This is a genomic window from Aquabacterium fontiphilum (genome assembly GCF_009909205.1).
GTDB lineage: Bacteria > Pseudomonadota > Gammaproteobacteria > Burkholderiales > Burkholderiaceae_C > Aquabacterium > Aquabacterium fontiphilum.
Genome location: NZ_JAAAPN010000006.1, coordinates 1 through 17,497, shown reverse-complemented (window position 1 = coordinate 17,497; position 17,497 = coordinate 1). Strand labels below are relative to the sequence as shown.

18 protein-coding genes are annotated in these 17,497 nt (G+C 64.5%); 5 read left to right on the top strand and 13 right to left on the bottom strand.

The genetic code is table 11. The features are described from left to right. Positions 1-2 precede the first annotated feature (2 nt). The 9 genes from GTZ97_RS08190 to GTZ97_RS08150 form a co-directional block, all read right to left on the bottom strand. Positions 3-1,325 (bottom strand): UDP-glucose dehydrogenase family protein, encoded by a 1,323-nt coding sequence (locus tag GTZ97_RS08190; protein ID WP_161650102.1) that lies wholly within the window; start codon positions 1,323-1,325, stop codon positions 3-5. A 184-nt stretch (positions 1,326-1,509) separates the two neighbouring features. Beyond that, positions 1,510-2,004, bottom strand: a complete 495-nt coding sequence (locus GTZ97_RS08185) for an FxDxF family PEP-CTERM protein (protein WP_161650101.1) — start codon at positions 2,002-2,004, stop codon at positions 1,510-1,512. 174 nt (positions 2,005-2,178) lie between these two features. Further along, the gene (locus GTZ97_RS08180; protein ID WP_161650100.1) at positions 2,179-2,670 is read right to left on the bottom strand and encodes an FxDxF family PEP-CTERM protein; all 492 of its coding nucleotides are present in this window, start codon (positions 2,668-2,670) and stop codon (positions 2,179-2,181) included. Positions 2,671-2,761: 91 nt separating this feature from the next. Then, positions 2,762-4,102, bottom strand: coding sequence for a YfiM family lipoprotein (locus GTZ97_RS08175; RefSeq protein ID WP_161650099.1), 1,341 nt, complete (start codon positions 4,100-4,102; stop codon positions 2,762-2,764). Positions 4,103-4,184: 82 nt separating this feature from the next. Then, the gene (locus tag GTZ97_RS08170) at positions 4,185-4,775 is read right to left on the bottom strand and encodes a PEP-CTERM sorting domain-containing protein (RefSeq protein WP_161650098.1); all 591 of its coding nucleotides are present in this window, start codon (positions 4,773-4,775) and stop codon (positions 4,185-4,187) included. Positions 4,776-4,886: 111 nt separating this feature from the next. Continuing rightward, positions 4,887-5,624 (bottom strand): SDR family oxidoreductase, encoded by a 738-nt coding sequence (locus tag GTZ97_RS08165; RefSeq protein ID WP_161650097.1) that lies wholly within the window; start codon positions 5,622-5,624, stop codon positions 4,887-4,889. After that, the gene (locus GTZ97_RS08160; protein WP_236651095.1) at positions 5,621-7,009 is read right to left on the bottom strand and encodes an FAD-binding oxidoreductase; all 1,389 of its coding nucleotides are present in this window, start codon (positions 7,007-7,009) and stop codon (positions 5,621-5,623) included. Before GTZ97_RS08160 ends, GTZ97_RS08165 begins: the two co-directional genes overlap by 4 nt. Positions 7,010-7,015: 6 nt before the next feature. Then, entirely contained in the window at positions 7,016-8,437 is a 1,422-nt protein-coding gene (locus GTZ97_RS08155; RefSeq protein ID WP_161650096.1) for a UbiA family prenyltransferase, read from the bottom strand. Positions 8,438-8,449: 12 nt separating this feature from the next. Next, positions 8,450-9,418 (bottom strand): lysylphosphatidylglycerol synthase transmembrane domain-containing protein, encoded by a 969-nt coding sequence (locus GTZ97_RS08150; protein ID WP_161650095.1) that lies wholly within the window; start codon positions 9,416-9,418, stop codon positions 8,450-8,452. 152 nt (positions 9,419-9,570) lie between these two features. On the opposite strand from GTZ97_RS08150, the gene GTZ97_RS08145 reads away from it, so the two are divergent. The 3 genes from GTZ97_RS08145 to GTZ97_RS08135 all read left to right on the top strand — a co-directional run bounded on the left by GTZ97_RS08145 (position 9,571) and on the right by GTZ97_RS08135 (position 12,316). Continuing rightward, positions 9,571-10,416 (top strand): PEP-CTERM sorting domain-containing protein, encoded by an 846-nt coding sequence (locus GTZ97_RS08145; protein WP_161650094.1) that lies wholly within the window; start codon positions 9,571-9,573, stop codon positions 10,414-10,416. 79 nt (positions 10,417-10,495) lie between these two features. Continuing rightward, positions 10,496-11,353 (top strand): PEP-CTERM sorting domain-containing protein, encoded by an 858-nt coding sequence (locus GTZ97_RS08140; RefSeq protein WP_161650093.1) that lies wholly within the window; start codon positions 10,496-10,498, stop codon positions 11,351-11,353. Positions 11,354-11,449: 96 nt separating this feature from the next. Further along, on the top strand, positions 11,450-12,316 hold the full coding sequence (locus GTZ97_RS08135; RefSeq protein ID WP_161650092.1) for a hypothetical protein: 867 nt from the start codon (positions 11,450-11,452) through the stop codon (positions 12,314-12,316). A 3-nt stretch (positions 12,317-12,319) separates the two neighbouring features. Here the strand turns inward: GTZ97_RS08135 and rfbC are convergent, their stop codons facing one another. From rfbC to rfbB, 4 genes are read right to left on the bottom strand one after another with little or no spacing between them, the layout of a single operon-like run. Then, positions 12,320-12,880, bottom strand: a complete 561-nt coding sequence (gene rfbC, locus GTZ97_RS08130) for a dTDP-4-dehydrorhamnose 3,5-epimerase (protein ID WP_161650091.1) — start codon at positions 12,878-12,880, stop codon at positions 12,320-12,322. Between the two features lie 9 nt (positions 12,881-12,889). Further along, positions 12,890-13,783: a glucose-1-phosphate thymidylyltransferase RfbA gene (rfbA, locus tag GTZ97_RS08125; protein ID WP_161650090.1), complete on the bottom strand. Its 894-nt coding sequence runs from the start codon at positions 13,781-13,783 to the stop codon at positions 12,890-12,892. A 4-nt stretch (positions 13,784-13,787) separates the two neighbouring features. Beyond that, complete coding sequence (rfbD, locus tag GTZ97_RS08120; RefSeq protein ID WP_161650089.1) at positions 13,788-14,699, bottom strand: dTDP-4-dehydrorhamnose reductase; 912 nt, start codon at positions 14,697-14,699, stop codon at positions 13,788-13,790. Then, positions 14,696-15,778: a dTDP-glucose 4,6-dehydratase gene (gene rfbB, locus GTZ97_RS08115; protein ID WP_161650088.1), complete on the bottom strand. Its 1,083-nt coding sequence runs from the start codon at positions 15,776-15,778 to the stop codon at positions 14,696-14,698. Before rfbB ends, rfbD begins: the two co-directional genes overlap by 4 nt. Before the next feature lie 200 nt (positions 15,779-15,978). Between rfbB and GTZ97_RS08110 the strand changes: the two genes are divergently transcribed. Both GTZ97_RS08110 and GTZ97_RS08105 read left to right on the top strand, forming a co-directional pair. Beyond that, complete coding sequence (locus tag GTZ97_RS08110; RefSeq protein WP_201748227.1) at positions 15,979-17,070, top strand: nucleotidyltransferase family protein; 1,092 nt, start codon at positions 15,979-15,981, stop codon at positions 17,068-17,070. Between the two features lie 62 nt (positions 17,071-17,132). After that, positions 17,133-17,497: sugar phosphate nucleotidyltransferase (locus GTZ97_RS08105; protein ID WP_269089928.1), on the top strand; the 365-nt coding region annotated here is incomplete at its 3' end.

Here is a 17,497-nt window from a genome sequence, read left to right as displayed (position 1 = left end):
GTTCAGCGGCGGCCAATGGCGTCATACTCCAGGTCAAAGCCGCGCACCAGCGCCGGCTCGTACAGATTGCGCCCGTCGAGGATGAGCGGCGTTTTCATGCGCCGCTTGATGCCCTCGAAATCCGGGCTGCGGAACTCCTTCCACTCGGTGACGATGAGCAAGGCGTCAGCGCCTTCCAGCGCCGCCATCGGATGGGCCGCATAGCTCAGCGCGGTGTCGTTGCCGAAGATCCGCTGGGCCTCTTCCATGGCAACCGGGTCATAGGCCGTCACGGTGGCGCCCCGCTTGAACAGCTCGGCCAGCACCACACGGCTCGTGGCCTCGCGCATGTCGTCGGTATTGGGCTTGAACGCCAGGCCCCACATGGCGAAGTGCTTGCCGGCCAGGTCGTCGCCGAAGTGCTTCACCACCTTGTCGACCAACACCAGCTTCTGGCGCTCGTTGGCGGCCTCCACCGCCTGCAACACCTTCATGTCCTGATCCACATCCTGCGCCGTGCGGATCAGCGCCTTCACATCCTTGGGAAAGCAGCTGCCGCCGTAGCCACAGCCCGCATACAGAAAGTGCGTGCCGATGCGCGGATCCGAGCCGATGCCCACGCGCACCTGCTCGATGTCGGCGCCCAGCTTCTCGGCCAGCAGCGCCAGCTCGTTCATGAAGCTGATGCGCGTGGCCAGCATCGCGTTGGCCGCGTACTTGGTCAACTCGGCGCTGCGCACGTCCATCACGATCATGCGGTCGTGGTTGCGCGTAAAGGGCGCATACAGCGCGCGCATCAACAAGATGGCCTGCTCGTCGTCGGCGCCTACCACGATGCGGTCCGGGCGCATGAAGTCTTCCACCGCCGCGCCCTCTTTGAGGAACTCGGGGTTGGAGACCACGGCAAAGCGGGCGTCGCAGTCGCGCCGGGCCAGCTCATCGGCCACGGCCGCCCGCACCTTGTCGGCCGTGCCCACCGGCACGGTGGATTTGTCGACGATCACCTTGTAGTCGGTCATCAACCGGCCGATGTTGCGGGCAGCTGCCAACACATACTGCAAATCCGCCGAGCCATCTTCGTCCGGGGGCGTGCCCACCGCGATGAACTGGATGGTGCCGTGCGCCACGGCGCGCTCGACATCGGTGGTGAAGTGCAGGCGCCCGGCCTTCACGTTGCGGGCGACGACGGCATCAAGCCCGGGCTCGTGGATGGGGATGCCACCGCTTTGCAAGGTGTCGATCTTGCGCGGATCGACATCCAGGCACAACACATCGTTGCCCATCTCGGCCAGACAGGCCCCCGTCACCAGGCCCACATAGCCGGTGCCCACTACTGAAACTTTCATCCTTGTACCGTCCCCCGCCGACCCGCCGGCGTATTCGGTGGGTCGCGAGCAAACGGCGCTCCCGAGGTCTCGTGGGGATGCGATCCAGTTGCAACGATGTGTATCAATTCCGGGGAAAAAAAAGAGGTGCCGAAGCACCTCTCTTGGCGGGCGCCGCATCGGACGCCCAAAGGGTCACGCGTGATCAGTGCACGCGCTTGCGGCGGGCAGCCACCAGGCCAACCACGCCCAGGCCAGCCAAGGCCAGTGCATAAGTTTCAGCTTCCGGCACCGGGGTCACCGAGATGGCGCCGCTGTACATGGCGACCACGCTGGTGGTGGTGGCGGTAATGGCCAAGCTGTACTGGCCAGCGCTCAGGTTGGTGAACGAGAAGGTGCCGGTGTTGGATGCGGGCAGGGTGATCAGCGCTGGAATGGCCAGGGAGCCACCCGACAGCGAGATCTTCGTGACCGTCACGTCGTTCTGGATTTGCTTGAGCTTACCGAACAGGTCGCTCAGCGTGCTCAGATCGAACGTGAAGGTGCTGGTCATGCCGCCTTCCACGAACAGCGACGTGCCGCCTGCAAACGGCTCAGTGAACGGGTCAATGCCGAGGTAGGTGCCGTTCGACGGCAGGGCGTGGGCAACGTGGGCCGACAGGGCAGTGGCCGCAGCCAGCACGATGTGACGAAGTTTCATAGATCGCTCCCTTGGGTAAACGCTGAAAACAATTTCTATACCTTCGTTACTTTGCCATGCTGTCGCGGGCACACCTACCCCTGATCACGGGGGGTGCAGGCTCAAAACGAAACTGGGCGCCGAAGCGCCCAGTTCGTGAACGACGGGGACGCAGTCGTGCGCCCCTGTGTGTTCTCAGCTCAAGCGCTTGCGGCGCGATGCCACCAGGCCAACTACGCCCAGACCGGCCAGCGCGAGCGCCAGGCTCTGCGCCTCCGGCACCGGCGTCACGCTGAGGGCGCCGCCGTAGGTGGCCGTCAGCGAGGGCGTGCTGGCGGCAAACGTCAAGGTGTAAGAGCCCGCGCCCAGGCCCGAGAAGCGGAACTCACCCGAGTCAGAAAGCGGCAGGCCGATGGTCAACGGGGCCGCGAAGGTGCCGCCCGACAACGTGATGCTGTCGATCGTCACGGGGTTGTGAATGGCGATCAGGGTGCCGAACAGATTGCTCTCGGTGGTCACGTCGAACGTGAAAGAGCTTTCCAGGCCGGGGTGTTGGGAGGCGGCGCCTGCGGCGAACGACTGCGTGTACGGATCCACGCCGAGATAGGCCGAGTTCTGGGGGACGGCGTGCGCCATGTGGACGGACACAGCAGCGACAGCCGCGACGGCAAACTGATGCAGTTTCATGGTGGGTTCCTTGTGAACGCAAGCTTTGCGCTTGCTTGTGGTTGCGTGCCCCGTGCCGCGTGATGCGGCACAGACCAAAACCCCTGGGGGTTCAGTTGAGCGCTGGCAATCCGGATACCCGCCTATCCACATCCTGCATCACGGCGTCGAACCGACGGTCTTTCAGGCCGCCGTACCGTGCATTGAACTGCGACCGGTCAAGAAACTCGGGCAGATCGTCCACATTGGGAACAAAGTCGTCATCTCGCGTCAGTGGCACCTCGCCGCCCAGCCTGAACTGCAGCGCCACCGGGTCCATGCGCGCGCGCTGGCCGAGTCGAATGCCGGCACGGTTGAAGGCCAGGTCGTTGAAGCTGAAGCCGCTGCCGCCATCGGCCTTGTTCGCGTCCAGCATCTCTTTGTACAAGCCGATGGTGTCGGCCACGCGGCCCCCAAGCGCCAGCGCGGTAAGCGCTGAGACGGTGTAGTGCTGCGCAAAGTCCTCGCGACCGCGCAGCCGAACACTTGCCCCAGGCATGGTGCTCACCTCGCTCAAGCCAGGCGGCAGCAATTCTTGCAGTACGACGCGGTTCACGACGGCAGCCAATACAACCAGCGCGGCGCGGTTTTCGCGGGCCGCCAGATCAGTCAAGTTGACGCTCTCGCTGGCAGCCAGGCCGTATTGAGTGGTTCGCTGTTGCGCCATACGAAAAACTGGCGCGATCAGCGTCTGCAGGGGCACTGCGCCGCGGTGGCTGGGTGGAATGGCGGTCAGCGTGTCGGCCACCACCTGGTGATAGACGACCAGGCGGGGCCAGTCTTCCGGCGGCAGCGCCAGCGCGAGTGTTTGCCCCTGGAGGTTGTCGTCCCACTTCAACACCACCTGCAGGCGGCCTTCGTCAAAGCGCACCACATCCAACGCGGCCAGCCCAAGCGATGCCGGTTCGAGCAGATCGTAGTGCGCCAGCACCTGGCGTGCGATCCACAGCGCCAGCGCAGGCGGCACGCTCAGGCGACCGACGCCCACCGACTCAAGCACCGGCGCACCTTCCGGCCGGGCCCGCAACACCGCGCGTGCGTTGAGCCAGTTGCCAAACGGCCGAAGCATACGCAGCGGCGTGCCGGCGATCGGCATGCTGGCTTCCAGCGTCGCGTGGGTGTCTGACAGACTGACCCGCGCGCCGGCCTGGGCGAGCCGGCCTGCGAGGTCCTGGGCCACGCCGCTGAGGTCTTCTTGTGGCAGGTTCAGGGAGATCGGCTGCCCTTGAAGCGCCTGCATCAGCACCTCGCGCTGCGTCAGCTTCTTCACGTCGGCCAGGCTGTCGGTGGGGCGCTGACCCGGCCCGGGTGGCGCCCACGGCGCCCCCTGAGGCAAAGACAGGAGCAGCAGGGCGGCGAGCAGGGCCAGCAAAGCCAGCAGCAGGCTCAGGGCGATGAGAAGGCGTTTGGTCACGCTGGGTCTGAATGCAAAAAGCCGAAGCGGTTCCCCGCTTCGGCTTGTTCGTTCGCTCCCGACAGGCGTCGGGTGGCGTAAATCACAGGCTGCGTTGGCGGCGAGCAGCCACAAAGCCTACCACGCCCAGGCCAGCCAGCAGCAGGGCCACGGATTCGGGTTCTGGCACCGGGGTCACTGTCAGCGACTTCACACGGAAGGCGTCGTGGGTCGACTTGAACACGAAGGTGTCGGTCAGGCCGATCGGGGTGGTGAGACCATGGGTCGACACCGGCGAGCCGTTGAGCAGGAAGGAGTTGGTGCTGAAGGGCAGGTCCAGCAGCTTGAAGTTGTTCAGCGTTACGGCTTCGCTGAACTTGAAGACCAGGTACTCACCGCCTTCCACGCGCTTGTCGGCTTCGGGGTAGGTGATGGTGCCGAAGAAGGGCACCCACTTGCTCTTGTACTCGACCACGCCCAGGCCCAGCAGCCAGTCCACGTCCAGCGCGGCCGGCGTGCCGTTGGCGCTGAAGCCGGTCACGGTGACGGACAGGCCGCCAGCCGATTCGGTGTAGGTGGCCGGATAGCCGATGAAGATCTGGTCGGCGAAATTAAAGGTGACCGACGATGCGGATGCGACCGAAGCGGCTGCGAATGCCGCTGCGGCGATGGCGGACTTGACGATGCTCTTCATATGTCTCTCCCTAGGAAACGTGACGAAACGTCACTAATGTAGTCAAACCCAGGGTTGGCCCCTATCCCTCGCGTGAGGGGGTAGCGCCATGGCGGGGGAACTTGCGTGCGGTCAAAGACTCAGCCGCCGGAAGATGGCATCCGGCACCTGCCGGATGATGAACATGATCAGCCACCAGAAGCGTGGGGTATAAAGATCGCCGCCGGCGCCTTCCATCGCCCGCGTGATGTCGCGCGCCACCTGATCGGGCTTGGCCCACAACGCCCCCTTCTTGATCGCGGCCGTCATGGGGGTGTCCACAAAGCCCGGCTTGATGGTGACCACCGCCACCCCGCGCTTGCTGAGGCGCTGACGCAATCCGGATGCAAACGCCGACACCAGCGCCTTGGCGCTGCCGTACACATAGTTGCTCTGTCGCCCACGGTCGCCCGCCACCGACGAGATCACGCCCAGGCAGCCATGGCCCTGCGCCTCCAGATGCTGAGCCGCCAGCGTCATCAACGACACCACCGAGGTGCCGTTGGTGGCGATTTCGCGCAGCGCGTAATCCACGTCTTCTTGTGCCCGGGCCTGGTCCGACAGCGTGCCGTGCGCAATCAAGATGGTGTCCAGCCCGCCCAGAGCCGCCCGCGCAGCCGCCAGCAGTGCGGCATGCTGGTCCAGCGCCAGTGCGTCAAAGGCCTGGTGATCGACGTGGGTCGCGCCGCGCGTGCGCAAGTCCGCTGAAATCGCCTGCAACTGGGTCTCGTTGCGGGCCGCCAGAAACAGTTTGTGGCCCTGCTGGGCCCAGATGCGCGCGCAGGCTTCGGCAATCGCCGAGGTGGCGCCAATGATGAGGATGTGCTTCATGGTCTGACAGGTTGGGCGACACGCCGCCACAGCCCGGAGCTGAAGCGCGGGTCAAGGTAAGGAAGAAAGCGTTCCCAGTCTGGATGGCCGGTCTGGAACATCGCCGCCGGTAGCCGCCCGTCCTTGGCTGGATACAGCCTGCCGCCGGCTTCGCGCACGATGGCGTCCAGCTCGGTAAACAGCCGCATCAGCGGCTCGCCCTGGTTCGGGAAGTCCAGTGCCAGCGTCGTGCCCGGCATCGGGAATGACAGCCAGCCCGGCGAGGCCACCGCGCCAAACTGCTTGAGCACCGCCAGAAAACTGCCCATGCCGCTGCGTGCAATCGCCTGCAGTAGCGCGCGCGTCACGGCAGGCGCGTCGCCCGGCGGCACGACACACTGGTACTGATAAAAGCCCTTGGGCCCGTACATGCGGTTCCACTCGCGGATGGCGTCCAGCGGGTAGAAGAAGGGCCGGTAATGCTGCAGCGCGTGCACGCGCTCGCCGCGCTGGCGATGAAAGTAGAGCGTGTTGAAGGCCTTGAGCGACCAACTGTTCACCATCGACACCGGCGGCGTCAGCGGCATGCGGCGCGTCGCGCCTGCGGCCCCGGCCGGCAGGCGGGCCAGCGCCTCGTCGTCGAGCACCGCGGGCGCATGGTTGGCGCGGCTGAACAGGCCGCGCCCCAGCTTGGCCCCGCCCGATGCGCAGTCGATCCACGCCACCGTGTACTCATGCTCGCGCTCTGATTCGGCGCTCAGCGCAAAAAAATCATCCAGCCCATGAAAGCGCACCGTCTCGGTCGCCATCCAGGCGTTGGCGATCGGGCGCAGCTGCAACTCGGCCCAGGTGATCAGCCCCGTCAGGCCCAGCCCGCCAACGGTGGCGCCAAACCAGTCAGCGTGCGCGGGGGGGCTGCATACCCGGCGGCTGCCATCGGATCGCAGCAACTCGAAGCAGCGCACATGGTTGCCGAAGCTGCCCGCCACATGGTGGTTCTTGCCATGCACGTCGTTGGCGATGGCGCCGCCCACGGTCACGTACTGCGTGCCCGGCGTCACCGGCAGAAACCAGCCCTGCGGCACCACCAGTTTCAGAATGGTCGACAGCAAGACGCCCGCCTCACAACGCAACACGCCCGTTGTGCGGTCAAAGGCCATGAAGCGGTCCAGCCCGTGGGTCAACACCAGCGCGCCACCCGGGTTCAGGTTGCTGTCACCATAGCTGCGCCCATTGCCAAAAGGCAGCATCGACATGCCCGCATCGGGCGGCAAGGGCAGGGCGGCATCGCGCTGGTGCGCGCTCAGCGCCACATGCGCCACGCGCGCCACGCGGCCCCACGACATCGCCTCATGCGTCGGGGCGACGCTGGCAGGGGTGGCGGGCGCGTCCGATGCGGTTGTCATGGTCGATCAGGCCGCCAGCACCAACACCGCCGCCGCTGCCGCGCCCGTCACCAGGCTGGCCGGGTCTTTCAGGGCATAGACCAGCGGATCGTCGTGCATCTGGCCGCGGTGGGTCAGCATCCAAACCCGGCTCACCCAATACAGCATGATGGGCACCAGCAGCCAGATCAGCTTTGAATGGGTGTACAGCATCGACTTGTCGGGTGAGTTGATGTAGAGCCCCAGCACCAGCACGCTCAGGTAGCCTGACGCCGCGCCCAGGCTCTGCAACAGGCTCATGTCTTCCACCTCGTAGCCGCGCCCTTTGGCCGAGAGCTTGCCTTGCTCGCGCATGGCGTACAACTCGGCATAGCGCTTGACGATGGCCAGGCTCAGGAAGATGAAGATGGCGAAGATCAGCAACCAGAACGACAGTTCGATGCCGGTTGCGGCCGAGCCCGCCACGATGCGGATGGTGTACAGCCCCGCCAGCGCCAGCACGTCGACCATCACCACGCGCTTGAGCGCGAACGAATACGCCAGCGTGGCCACGTAGTACACCACCAGCACGCCGATGAAGCGAACGGGCAGCAGCCATGCCAGCCCCAGCGCCACAGCCAGCAACACCGGCGCCAGCAGAATGCCGGCCAGCAGGCTCAGCTTGCCTGCGGCAAACGGGCGGTTGCACTTGCTGTGGTGTTGCCGATCGGCCTCCAGGTCGAGCATGTCGTTGAGCAGGTAGACCGACGATGCGCACAGGCTGAAGGCCACAAAAGCGAGCAAGGCCTGACCCAGCGTGCCGCCGTCCAGCTGATGCGCGGCCAGCATGGGCACGAAGATCAACGCGTTCTTGGCCCACTGGTGCACGCGCAGCGCCTTCAGCCACACGCGTAGCCCCCTGCGGGGCGCATCAAATCGCGCGACCACCTGCGCCACCTTGCCGGCCTGGCGCACGAGCGCCTCGTTGCCATTCACCACCACCGCCGCGCCGGCGCGTTGCCACACGGCCAGGTCGACCGGGGCGTTGCCGCAGTAGTCAAAGCCCTTCTCGCCAAAGCGCGCCACCAGCTCGGCCGCCTTGTTGCGCCCGCTCAGATTGTGCTGACCGTCGCTCGCCAGCACACCATCGAACAGCTCCAGATGATTGGCCACGCCCTGCGCCAGCGCCGCATCCGAAGCGGTACACAGCCACAGCGCGCGCCCCTGCTCGCGCTGGGTGCGCAGCCAGGCCACGAACGGCTGGTTGTAGGGCAGCGCCGCGGCGTTCAGGGCCACGCGGCTGGCAATCGCGCGCTTGAGCGCTGCTTTGCCCTGCAGCAGCCAGAAAGGCACCATCAGCAGGTACAACGGGTTGCGCTTGATCAGCAGCAAAAAGCTCTCCAGCAGCAGGTCGCTGTGGATCAGAGAGCCGTCCAGATCAACGGCAAGCGGACGATTCGATATCGACATTCAGCACATCACTCAATGCGGGCGTCGCAGCGCCCAGACACACAGCCAGCCGATCAACACGGCCAGCCACAGCGTCAACAGTCGGCAGATCAGCGTCAACAGGATCGCCTGCGGCATCGGGATGCCATGGGCGTACAGCAGCGCCGTCATCACTGCCTCGGTGCTGCCCAGCCCGCCTGGCAGGAAGGACAGCGCTCCCACGATGATGGCGATGGCATAGATACCTGTGGCACCTGCCAGCGTCAATTGCCCGGGCGCGACCACCTCGGCCACCAGATGCAGGCCCCACGCCTCGCCGCCCCAGGCTATCAGCCCCACCGCCAGGCCCGACAACAGCAGCCCGGGCGACAAAAACAGCCGCGACTGCGCAAACATGTCCACCACGGTCAGCGCTGCCGCGCGCCACCCCCGCGGCCGGCTGGCCTTCAGCCGCTCGGCCCAGGCCTGCCATGGCACCAGGGCTACGCCCAGCAACATCGCCACCAGCAGCCCGATGGCCACCCACAGGAAGTGGCTGTAGGCCTGCAACTCGGCAAACGCCACCGCCGCCAGGATCACCATCACCAACAGATCCAGCAGCCGCTCGACGAAAAACGCCCCGGTGGTGACCGACAACGGCACCCCTTTGGGCGCGTAATACCGCGCCCGCACCATCTCGCCCACCTTGCCTGGCGACAAGGTGAAGGCAAAGCCCGACATGAAGCTCAACGCCGTGAAGCGCCACGGCAGGTGGTGGCCCGCCCGCTGCAGATACCAGCGCCAGCGCACCACGCGCAGCGCGTAGTTCAGCAGCGACAGCCCGCCGGCCGCCGCAATCGCCCACCAGCCCTCTTTGAAGGGCGCCAGGCTGATCTTGGCCAGATCACGCTGAAACGCCAGCACGCACCACAGCAAAAAGCCCCCGAGCAGGGCGTAGAGCAGGGCGCGGCGCCACACGGGCGCGACAGGAGGCGGGTTGGGGCCCAGGTGGGAAGGGGGCATGGGCGGGATTATCGCTGCCCTGGCTTGTTTTCCCCCGCGTCCTGGGGGGGATGCCTGTCGTTAACCGCATGGTGGGTCCAGGGCCGGATGAATACACTCTGTTGCGCGTTACCAAGCCTTGCGTCCATTAACTTTTACATTCAGGTGAGCCCATGAAGATCCGATTCGCATGCGCAGCCCTCGCTGCATCCCTGGCCTGTGCCGGCGCCGCCAATGCGGCAGCCGTCGCAAGTGCCTCCGTTTCCAGTTTCACCATCACGCTGATCGACACCAATCCCTTTGACGGCATTGCCCCGTCAATCAGCTTCACCGACCCGTACAACATGGGGTTGGGCAGCTACGTCAACGCCAACGCTTCCACCATCTCCGGCTGGAACATCGAATCCGATTCCCAATGGGCGGACGGCGCGTCGGGGGCCTTGCTGTCTCCCTTCTCTGCGAGCGTGGCGGTCGGCCAGGCCAATGCGTCCGCTCAAGTGGGCAACGACTCGATTGCGCTCCTGGCCTACGCCCAAGCCGTTGGCACAGGCACATACGACTATTCGCAAGCCAATGCCGCGTTCGGCCCGCACTGGGGCGACATGCAGTTCGTGCTCAGCGCCAACACCATCATGCTGGTGAGCGCAAGCTATAGCCTCTACGCATCTGTCGGCGACGATTACGTCGACGAGTACAGCTTCGCTTTCGACTCTGCATCGGCCTCGGTCTTCGTGCAGGCTTACATGTCTGACGGCGTGAACAACCAGTGGTTCAACGCAAGCGAAACGGCCGTTGCTTTCAACATTCCTGGATACGAGCGCACTGACGCAGCGAGCGGCCAGGTCTTTGGCTCACTCTTCAACGGATCCAGCGAAAGCATGACCGGCCGGCTTTACCTGTATGCCGGCGTCGCCGTCCACGACAGCGTCACCCCGGTGCCCGAGGCTGAAACCTACGCCCTCGCCTTGGCTGGCTTGAGTGTGGTTGGTCTGGCCGTTGCCCGCCGCCGCAAGGTCTAATCAGGCTGTCAGCGGCTCAGCCGCTGGCAACAACAAACCGGCCCGCCTCGAAGCGGGCCAAGCATCAGGGGAGACACACATGAAAGTTCGTCGCACCATTTTTAGTCTTGCGTCAGTCCTCGCACTGCTGGTGCCGGTTCATGGATTCGCGGCCACGGCCGCCGCAACCGCAACGCTCGAGTCGTTCAGCATCCAGCTGACTGATCTGGATCCGCTGGATGGCATTGCGCCTTCCATCCGCTTCATCGGACTATTCGGGCGCGCGCCAGCCACGCGTTTCAGCACCGAAACGGTCTTGTACAGCGACTCAGGCGTTCTGGAGGACCGCCAGGCTCGCCAGTTTTGGGGGAACGGGTTCTTGTCACCTGGTGACGCCAACGCTGCACTGGGATCCCTCGCTGCAAACGCCAGCGCCACCGATTCGACCATGCGGGCCAGCGTCACAGTGATCCATGACGCCAACCCCGCCGACCCGTTCGATTCCGCTTCGGCCCGCGCGTGGGTTTTACCTCTCGTGTTGTCCAACTCGTTTGAGCTCGGGCCCAACACGCTTGTGACCTTTGAAGGCACATACCAGCTGCGGGCGTCAGTCATGAACTTTGGCGAGCAGGGCCGCTCGCCAGACTTGGCTTTGGCTAACTTTGACTACTCGGGGTGGCTTGAGCATCCGGACGACATGCAATCGTTCGAGGGTGGAGCGTCTGCGTCTGCGTCCGCGTCAAACCATCCCTGGGCCATCCCCGTCGATGCCTTTGCCGGGAGCTTTTCTGTCGCGCTGGCAAACAACACCGCGTCGGCTCTGACTGGCTATCTGAGCATGAGCCTTGAATCGTTCGCCTACGTGTCATCGGCAGCGCCCATCCCCGAGCCATCCACGTGGGCGTTGATGTTGGCGGGCCTTGGCGGCTTGGCGGTGGCTCGGCGCTTCAGAGGCTGATCGGCGTCAGGCACGCCCACTCATCGCTTGTCAGTTCACCCCCATTGAGTTAGGTTTCCCGGCGCAGTCAACCTAACTCAACCTCGGGGTGATCTCATGATGCAACGTCTTTCTGCACTCGCCATCGCGGCGAGCCTGGCCATCCTGGCCTCGTCCGGAGCCGCTCACGCGGCCTCAACGGCCAACCTGACCATCACTGGTTTCAGCATCACGCTTGTCGATACGGACCTGACCGATGGCATTTCGCCTTCCCTCACGTTCATTGATTCGTCCGGCAGAGGTCACGGCACCTATGTCTACACCGTGGCGCGGTACTTTCATGATGACGGATCCGAGTCGGATGACGCGCTCGACCGCGGCACTTTTCAAGGCATTTTTCTTGCGCCCAATGCGGCCGACGCCACCGTCAGCCGTGCCAACTCGTCGGCAGCGGTCACGGCGGATTCCGTCCAGCTCTCGGCTTTCTCGACAGTCAGCATTCAGTCCAGCATCCATGATGCAGCGTATGCCGAAGCCAGCATGCGCCCGGACTGGGGCGGCGCCTTCACGTTGAGCGCCAACACGACCATGATCGTCGAAGCGAGCTACAGCCTGATGGCCAATGTTGAGGTAGCGCCAGTGGGCTTCCTGTATGACGAAGCGGCTGCGATGTTCTCTCTGAGGGGGACGATTTTCTTTCCTGGTGCTGGGCCGTTCCCAGGCAGCGACCAATTCTTTCTGAACAAAGAGGCCGTTGCGTTCAACCTGCCGGGGGAATCACCCACCGTTTCTGTCAGTGGGCAGTTCTCCGAGTCGCTCCATAACCATACCGGGGCGGCGGTCCGAGGCTTTTTGACGCTTGACGCCAGGGTGGTCACGGTCGATGCCAACGTCACTCCCATTCCTGAAGCAACGAGCTACGTTCAGGCGCTGACCGGGCTAGGCGTCCTGGGCTCGGTGGCGGCTCGGCGCCGGCGCGCCTGAGCCTTACAACACCGCCTGAGCCAACACCGGCGCCTGCTCGTCCTTGGGCGCCAGCTTCACCGTCAGCCCGGCCAGCGGCCAATCAATGCCGATGGCCGGGTCGTTCCAGGCGATGCTGGCTTCGCAGTCCTTGGCGTAGTAGTCGGTCGTCTTGTAGAGAAAGTGCGTGTCGTCTTCCAGCGCCACAAAGCCGTGGGCAAACCCTTCGGGCACCCACAGTTGGCGGTGGTTGGCGGCCGTCAGCTCCACGCCGGCCCATTGTCCAAAGGTGGGCGAGCCGGGGCGAATGTCCACGGCCACGTCAAACGCGCGGCCCTTGACCACGCGCACTAGCTTGCCCTGCGCATGGGGGGCGCGCTGGTAATGCAGCCCGCGCAACACGCCGGCCTGGCTGCATGAATGGTTGTCTTGTACGAAGGGCCGGGGCAGCGGCAGGCCCAGCTCGCTCAGCCGGGCCTCGAAGCGCTGCTGGTTGAAGCTCTCCATGAACCAGCCGCGTTCGTCGCCAAACACCTGGGGCTCAATGATCACCACATCGGGCAGGGCGGTTTGAATCAACTTCATGGCGGCGCCTCAATACACTTTCTCGTTGAGCACCTTCATCAGGTATTGCCCATAGCCGTTTTTCAGCATGGGCTCGGCCAGGCGCTGAACCTGTTCCGCCCCGATCCAACCCGCGCGGTAGGCGATCTCTTCCGGGCAGGCCACCTTCAGGCCCTGGCGCTTTTCCAGCGTGGCGATGAACTGGCCGGCCTCCATCAGGCTGTCGTGCGTGCCGGTGTCCAGCCAGGCGTAGCCGCGGCCCATGATCTCCACGCTCAGCTGCTGCAGCTTCAGGTAGGTCGCGTTCACATCGGTGATCTCCAGCTCGCCGCGCGGGCTGGGCTTGATGCTGGCCGCGATGTCGCACACCTGGTTGTCGTAAAAATACAGGCCCGTCACGGCATAGTTGCTCTTGGGCACTTTGGGCTTTTCTTCAATGCTCAGCGCGCGCTGCTTCGCGTCGAACTCGACCACGCCATAACGCTCGGGGTCGTGCACGTGATAAGCGAACACGCTGGCGCCTGTGGGCTGGCTCGCCGCACGCTTGAGCAGCTGCGCGAAGTCGTGGCCGTAGAAGATGTTGTCGCCCAAAACCAGTGCGCTGGGGTGGTCGCCAATGAACTCGCGCCCCAGGATGAAGGCCTGCGCCAGGCCATCCGGGCTGGGCTGCACGCAATACTGCAGGTTCAGCCCCCAGCGGCTGCCGTCGCCCAACAGCGCCTCAAAGCGCGGCGTGTCTTGCGGCGTGCTGATGATCAGGATGTCGCGTATGCCTGCCAGCATCAGCGTGCTCAGCGGGTAATACACCATGGGCTTGTCATACACCGGCAGCAGCTGCTTGCTGATGGCCAGGGTGGCGGGGTGCAGGCGGGTGCCTGAGCCCCCGGCCAGGATGATGCCCTTGCGTTGAAGTGGGGTGGTCATGTTTCTATCTCCCTGAAATCTCGGTCAGCATGCGGTCCACGCCGGCCTGCCAGTGCGGCAGCGTCAGGCCAAAGGCCTGCTGCAGCTTGCGCGTGTCCAGCCGCGAGTTCAGCGGCCGCGCGGCGGGCGTCGGGTATTCAGTGGTCGGCACGGCCGCAATCGCCTCACGTGCCACCTTGATCGGCAGCCCCTGCGCGCGGGCCCACTCGATCACATGCGTGGCGTAGGCGTGCCAGTTGGTCTCGCCTGCAGCCACCAAGTGATACAGGCCCAGAAGCTCGTCGCGGCGCTGTGCCCGCACCATGCCCCCCACGCCCTGCACCGCGCGGATAGCATGCGCCGTCACGTCGGCCAGCAGATCGGCCCCTGTGGGTGCGCCCACCTGGTCGTTGATCACCCGCAGCGCATCGCGCTCGGCCGCCAGCTTCAGCATGGTCTTGGCGAAGTTGCCCCCGCGTGCGGCATAGACCCAGCTCGTGCGAAAGATCAGGTGGCGGCAGCCACTGGCCACGATGGCCTGCTCGCCCGCCAGCTTGGTGCGGCCATACACGCTCATGGGCGCCGTGGGCTCGTCTTCTGCGCGGGCGTGCGTGCCCGAGCCTGCAAACACGTAGTCGGTGCTGTAGTGCACCATCAAGGCACCCAGCGCCGCAGCCTCGCGCGCCACGCGGCCGGGCGTGTCGGCGTTGATCAGCTGCGCCAGCTCGGGTTCGCTTTCGGCTCTGTCCACGGCCGTGTGCGCCGCGGCGTTCACGATCACATCGGGCTGCACCTGCCTCACCAACGCGGCCACCTCCTCGGGCTGCGTGAAATCGGCCGTGTCCAGGTCATGCGCCACCAACTCGCCCAGCGGCGCCAGCGCGCGCTGCAGCTCCCATCCCACCTGGCCGCCCTTGCCCAACAGCAGGATCTTCATGCGCGCCCCGCGTAGTTGCGGTCCAGCCACTCACGGTAGGCGCCCGAGCGCACCGCGTTCACCCATTCGGTGTTGTCCAGAAACCATTGAATCGTCTTGTTGATGCCCGACTCAAACGTCTCGGCCGGGCTCCAGCCAATCTCACGCTGGATCTTGCGCGGGTCGATCGCATAACGACGGTCGTGGCCGGGCCGGTCGGCGACGTAGGTGATCTGGGCCTCATATTTGCTGCCATCCGCCTTGGGGCGCAGCTCGTCGAGCTTGCGGCAGATGGTGGTCACCACATCGATGTTCTTGATTTCGTTGATGCCGCCCACGTTGTAGGTTTCGCCCGTGCGGCCTTTCTCCAGCACCTGGCAGATCGCCTCGCAGTGATCGCGCACATACAGCCAGTCGCGGATGTTGAGCCCGTCCCCATACACCGGCAGGGGCTTGCCCTCCAGTGCGTTGAGGATCATCAGCGGGATCAGCTTCTCAGGGAAGTGATAGGGCCCGTAGTTGTTGCTGCAATTCGTGGTGAGCGTCGGTAAGCCATACGTGTGGTGATAGGCCCGCACCAAGTGGTCGCTGCCCGCCTTGCTGGCCGAATACGGGCTGTTGGGCGCGTAAGGCGTGGTCTCGCTGAAGGCGGCGTCGTCGGCTTCGAGCGAGCCATACACCTCATCGGTGCTCACGTGCAGGAAGCGAAAGGCAGCCTTGTCTGCCTCGTTCATGGCCCCCCAGTAGGCGCGGGCTTCTTCCAGCAGGCTGAAGGTGCCGACCATGTTGGTGTGAATGAACTCGCCGGGCCCGTGGATGGAGCGATCCACATGGCTTTCTGCTGCGAAGTGCAGGATGGCGCGGGGCTTGTACCGGGCCAGGGCGGCGCGCACGGCCTCGCGGTCCGCGATGTCGGCGTGCACCAGTGTGGCGCGCCCTGATTGCAGGTGTTCAGAGATGGTCTGCGGATTGCCCGCGTAGGTCAGCTTGTCGAACACTACCACCTGTTCAGGGGGCAGGCCCGATTTCTGCTGACGCTCGAACCAATGATGGACAAAATTTCCGCCGATGAAACCGGCGCCACCTGTAATGAGGATCATGATTGAAATTGCAAACCGCTAAACCGAGAGCTATTCGATTATGCGTGCTTGCGGTCCCTCCAAGGTGACAGCAAGACGTCAGGTAACCGAGCGTCCCCTGATTGGGGGAAGCTAGCTAGATTCGTTCCACACGGACGCGCTGTTGATGCATGATGATGCGCGTCAGGCTGCAGTACACAAGAAACCAAATGGCAAAAGCAATGATTCTGGCGGCGGGGCAGGGGACCCGCGTCCGCCCGTTGACCAAGCAGACCCCCAAGCCCATGGTGCCCATCCTGGGCAAGCCGGTGATGGAGTACATCATCGAGCATCTGGCGCGCTACGGCGTCAAAGAGATCATGGTCAACGTCGCCTTCAACCACTGGAAGATCGAGAACTACTTTGGTGATGGTCACCGCTGGGGCGTCCAGATTGGCTACTCGTACGAAGGCGTGCGCGAACACGGCGAAATCGTGCCCAAGCCCATGGGCTCGGCCGGCGGCATGCGGCGCATTCAAGACTTCAGCGGCTTCTTTGATGACACCACCATCGTGCTGTGTGGCGACGCCATCATCGATCTGGACCTGAACGCCGCCCTCTTCGAACACAAGAAGAAGCAGGCCATGGCCAGTGTCGTGACGCTGGAGGTGCCGCTGGATCAGGTCAAGAACTACGGCATTGTCGTGGCTGGCAACGATGGCAAGGTGACCTCCTTCCAGGAGAAGCCCTCGCCTGAAGAAGCCAAGAGCCAGCTCGCCAGCACGGGCATCTACATCTTCGAGCCGGCTGTGCTCGAAATGGTGCCGCCGGGCCAAGAGTTCGATATCGGCAGCCAGCTGTTTCCCATGCTGGTGCAGCAAGGCCTGCCGTTCTATGCCCAGAGCCGTCATTTCAACTGGATCGACATCGGCCGCGTGGCCGATTACTGGGCTGTGTGCCAGCGCGTGCTGCGCGGTGAAGTCGCCCAAATGGACATGCCCGGCAAAGAGGTTCGACCGGGCGTATGGGTGGGCCTGGGCACCCGGGTCGACTGGGATTCAGTCGACATCACCGGCCCCGTCTACATCGGCTCTGGCAGCTGCGTCGAGGCGGGCGTGAAGATCGAAGGCCCCGCCTGGATCGGCCATGGCAGCTGCCTGCGCAAGGGCAGCAAGGTCGTGCGCAGCGTGCTGTTTGATTACACCCGCGTGAGCGAAGGCACCACCTTCATGGAAGTGGTGGCGTCGCCGCAGTATGTGGTTGACCGCAATGGCAAGACCACATACCAGGGTGACGAATCCACCTCGCTGAGGTGGGGCGACGCGCGCGCTTGAGTTTCACCAACCACCCGGCACAAGAGGCGTAGCCCGGTCGGGTTTGCAGTTTCGCAGTATCGATGTCCGAAATCAGCATTCTTCCCGTGATCATGGCCGGCGGTTCAGGGACCCGCCTGTGGCCGCTGTCCCGCGCACTGTATCCCAAGCAGTTTCTGGTGCTGGAGGGCAACCAGAGCCTGTTCCAGCAAGCCCACCTGCGCCTGCAGGCGCTGGCGGCAGACGACATCGCGGTGAGCAAGCCCTGCATCGTCGGCAACGAAGAGCACCGCTTTCTGGTGCTCGACCAGCTGCGCGAGTTGAAGGGCGAGCCTTCGTCGCTGCTGCTGGAGCCCGCCGGCCGCAACACCGCGCCGGCCGTGACGCTGGCGGCGCTGCAGGCCACGGCCGACGGCAGCGACCCCATTCTGGTCGTCACGCCGGCAGA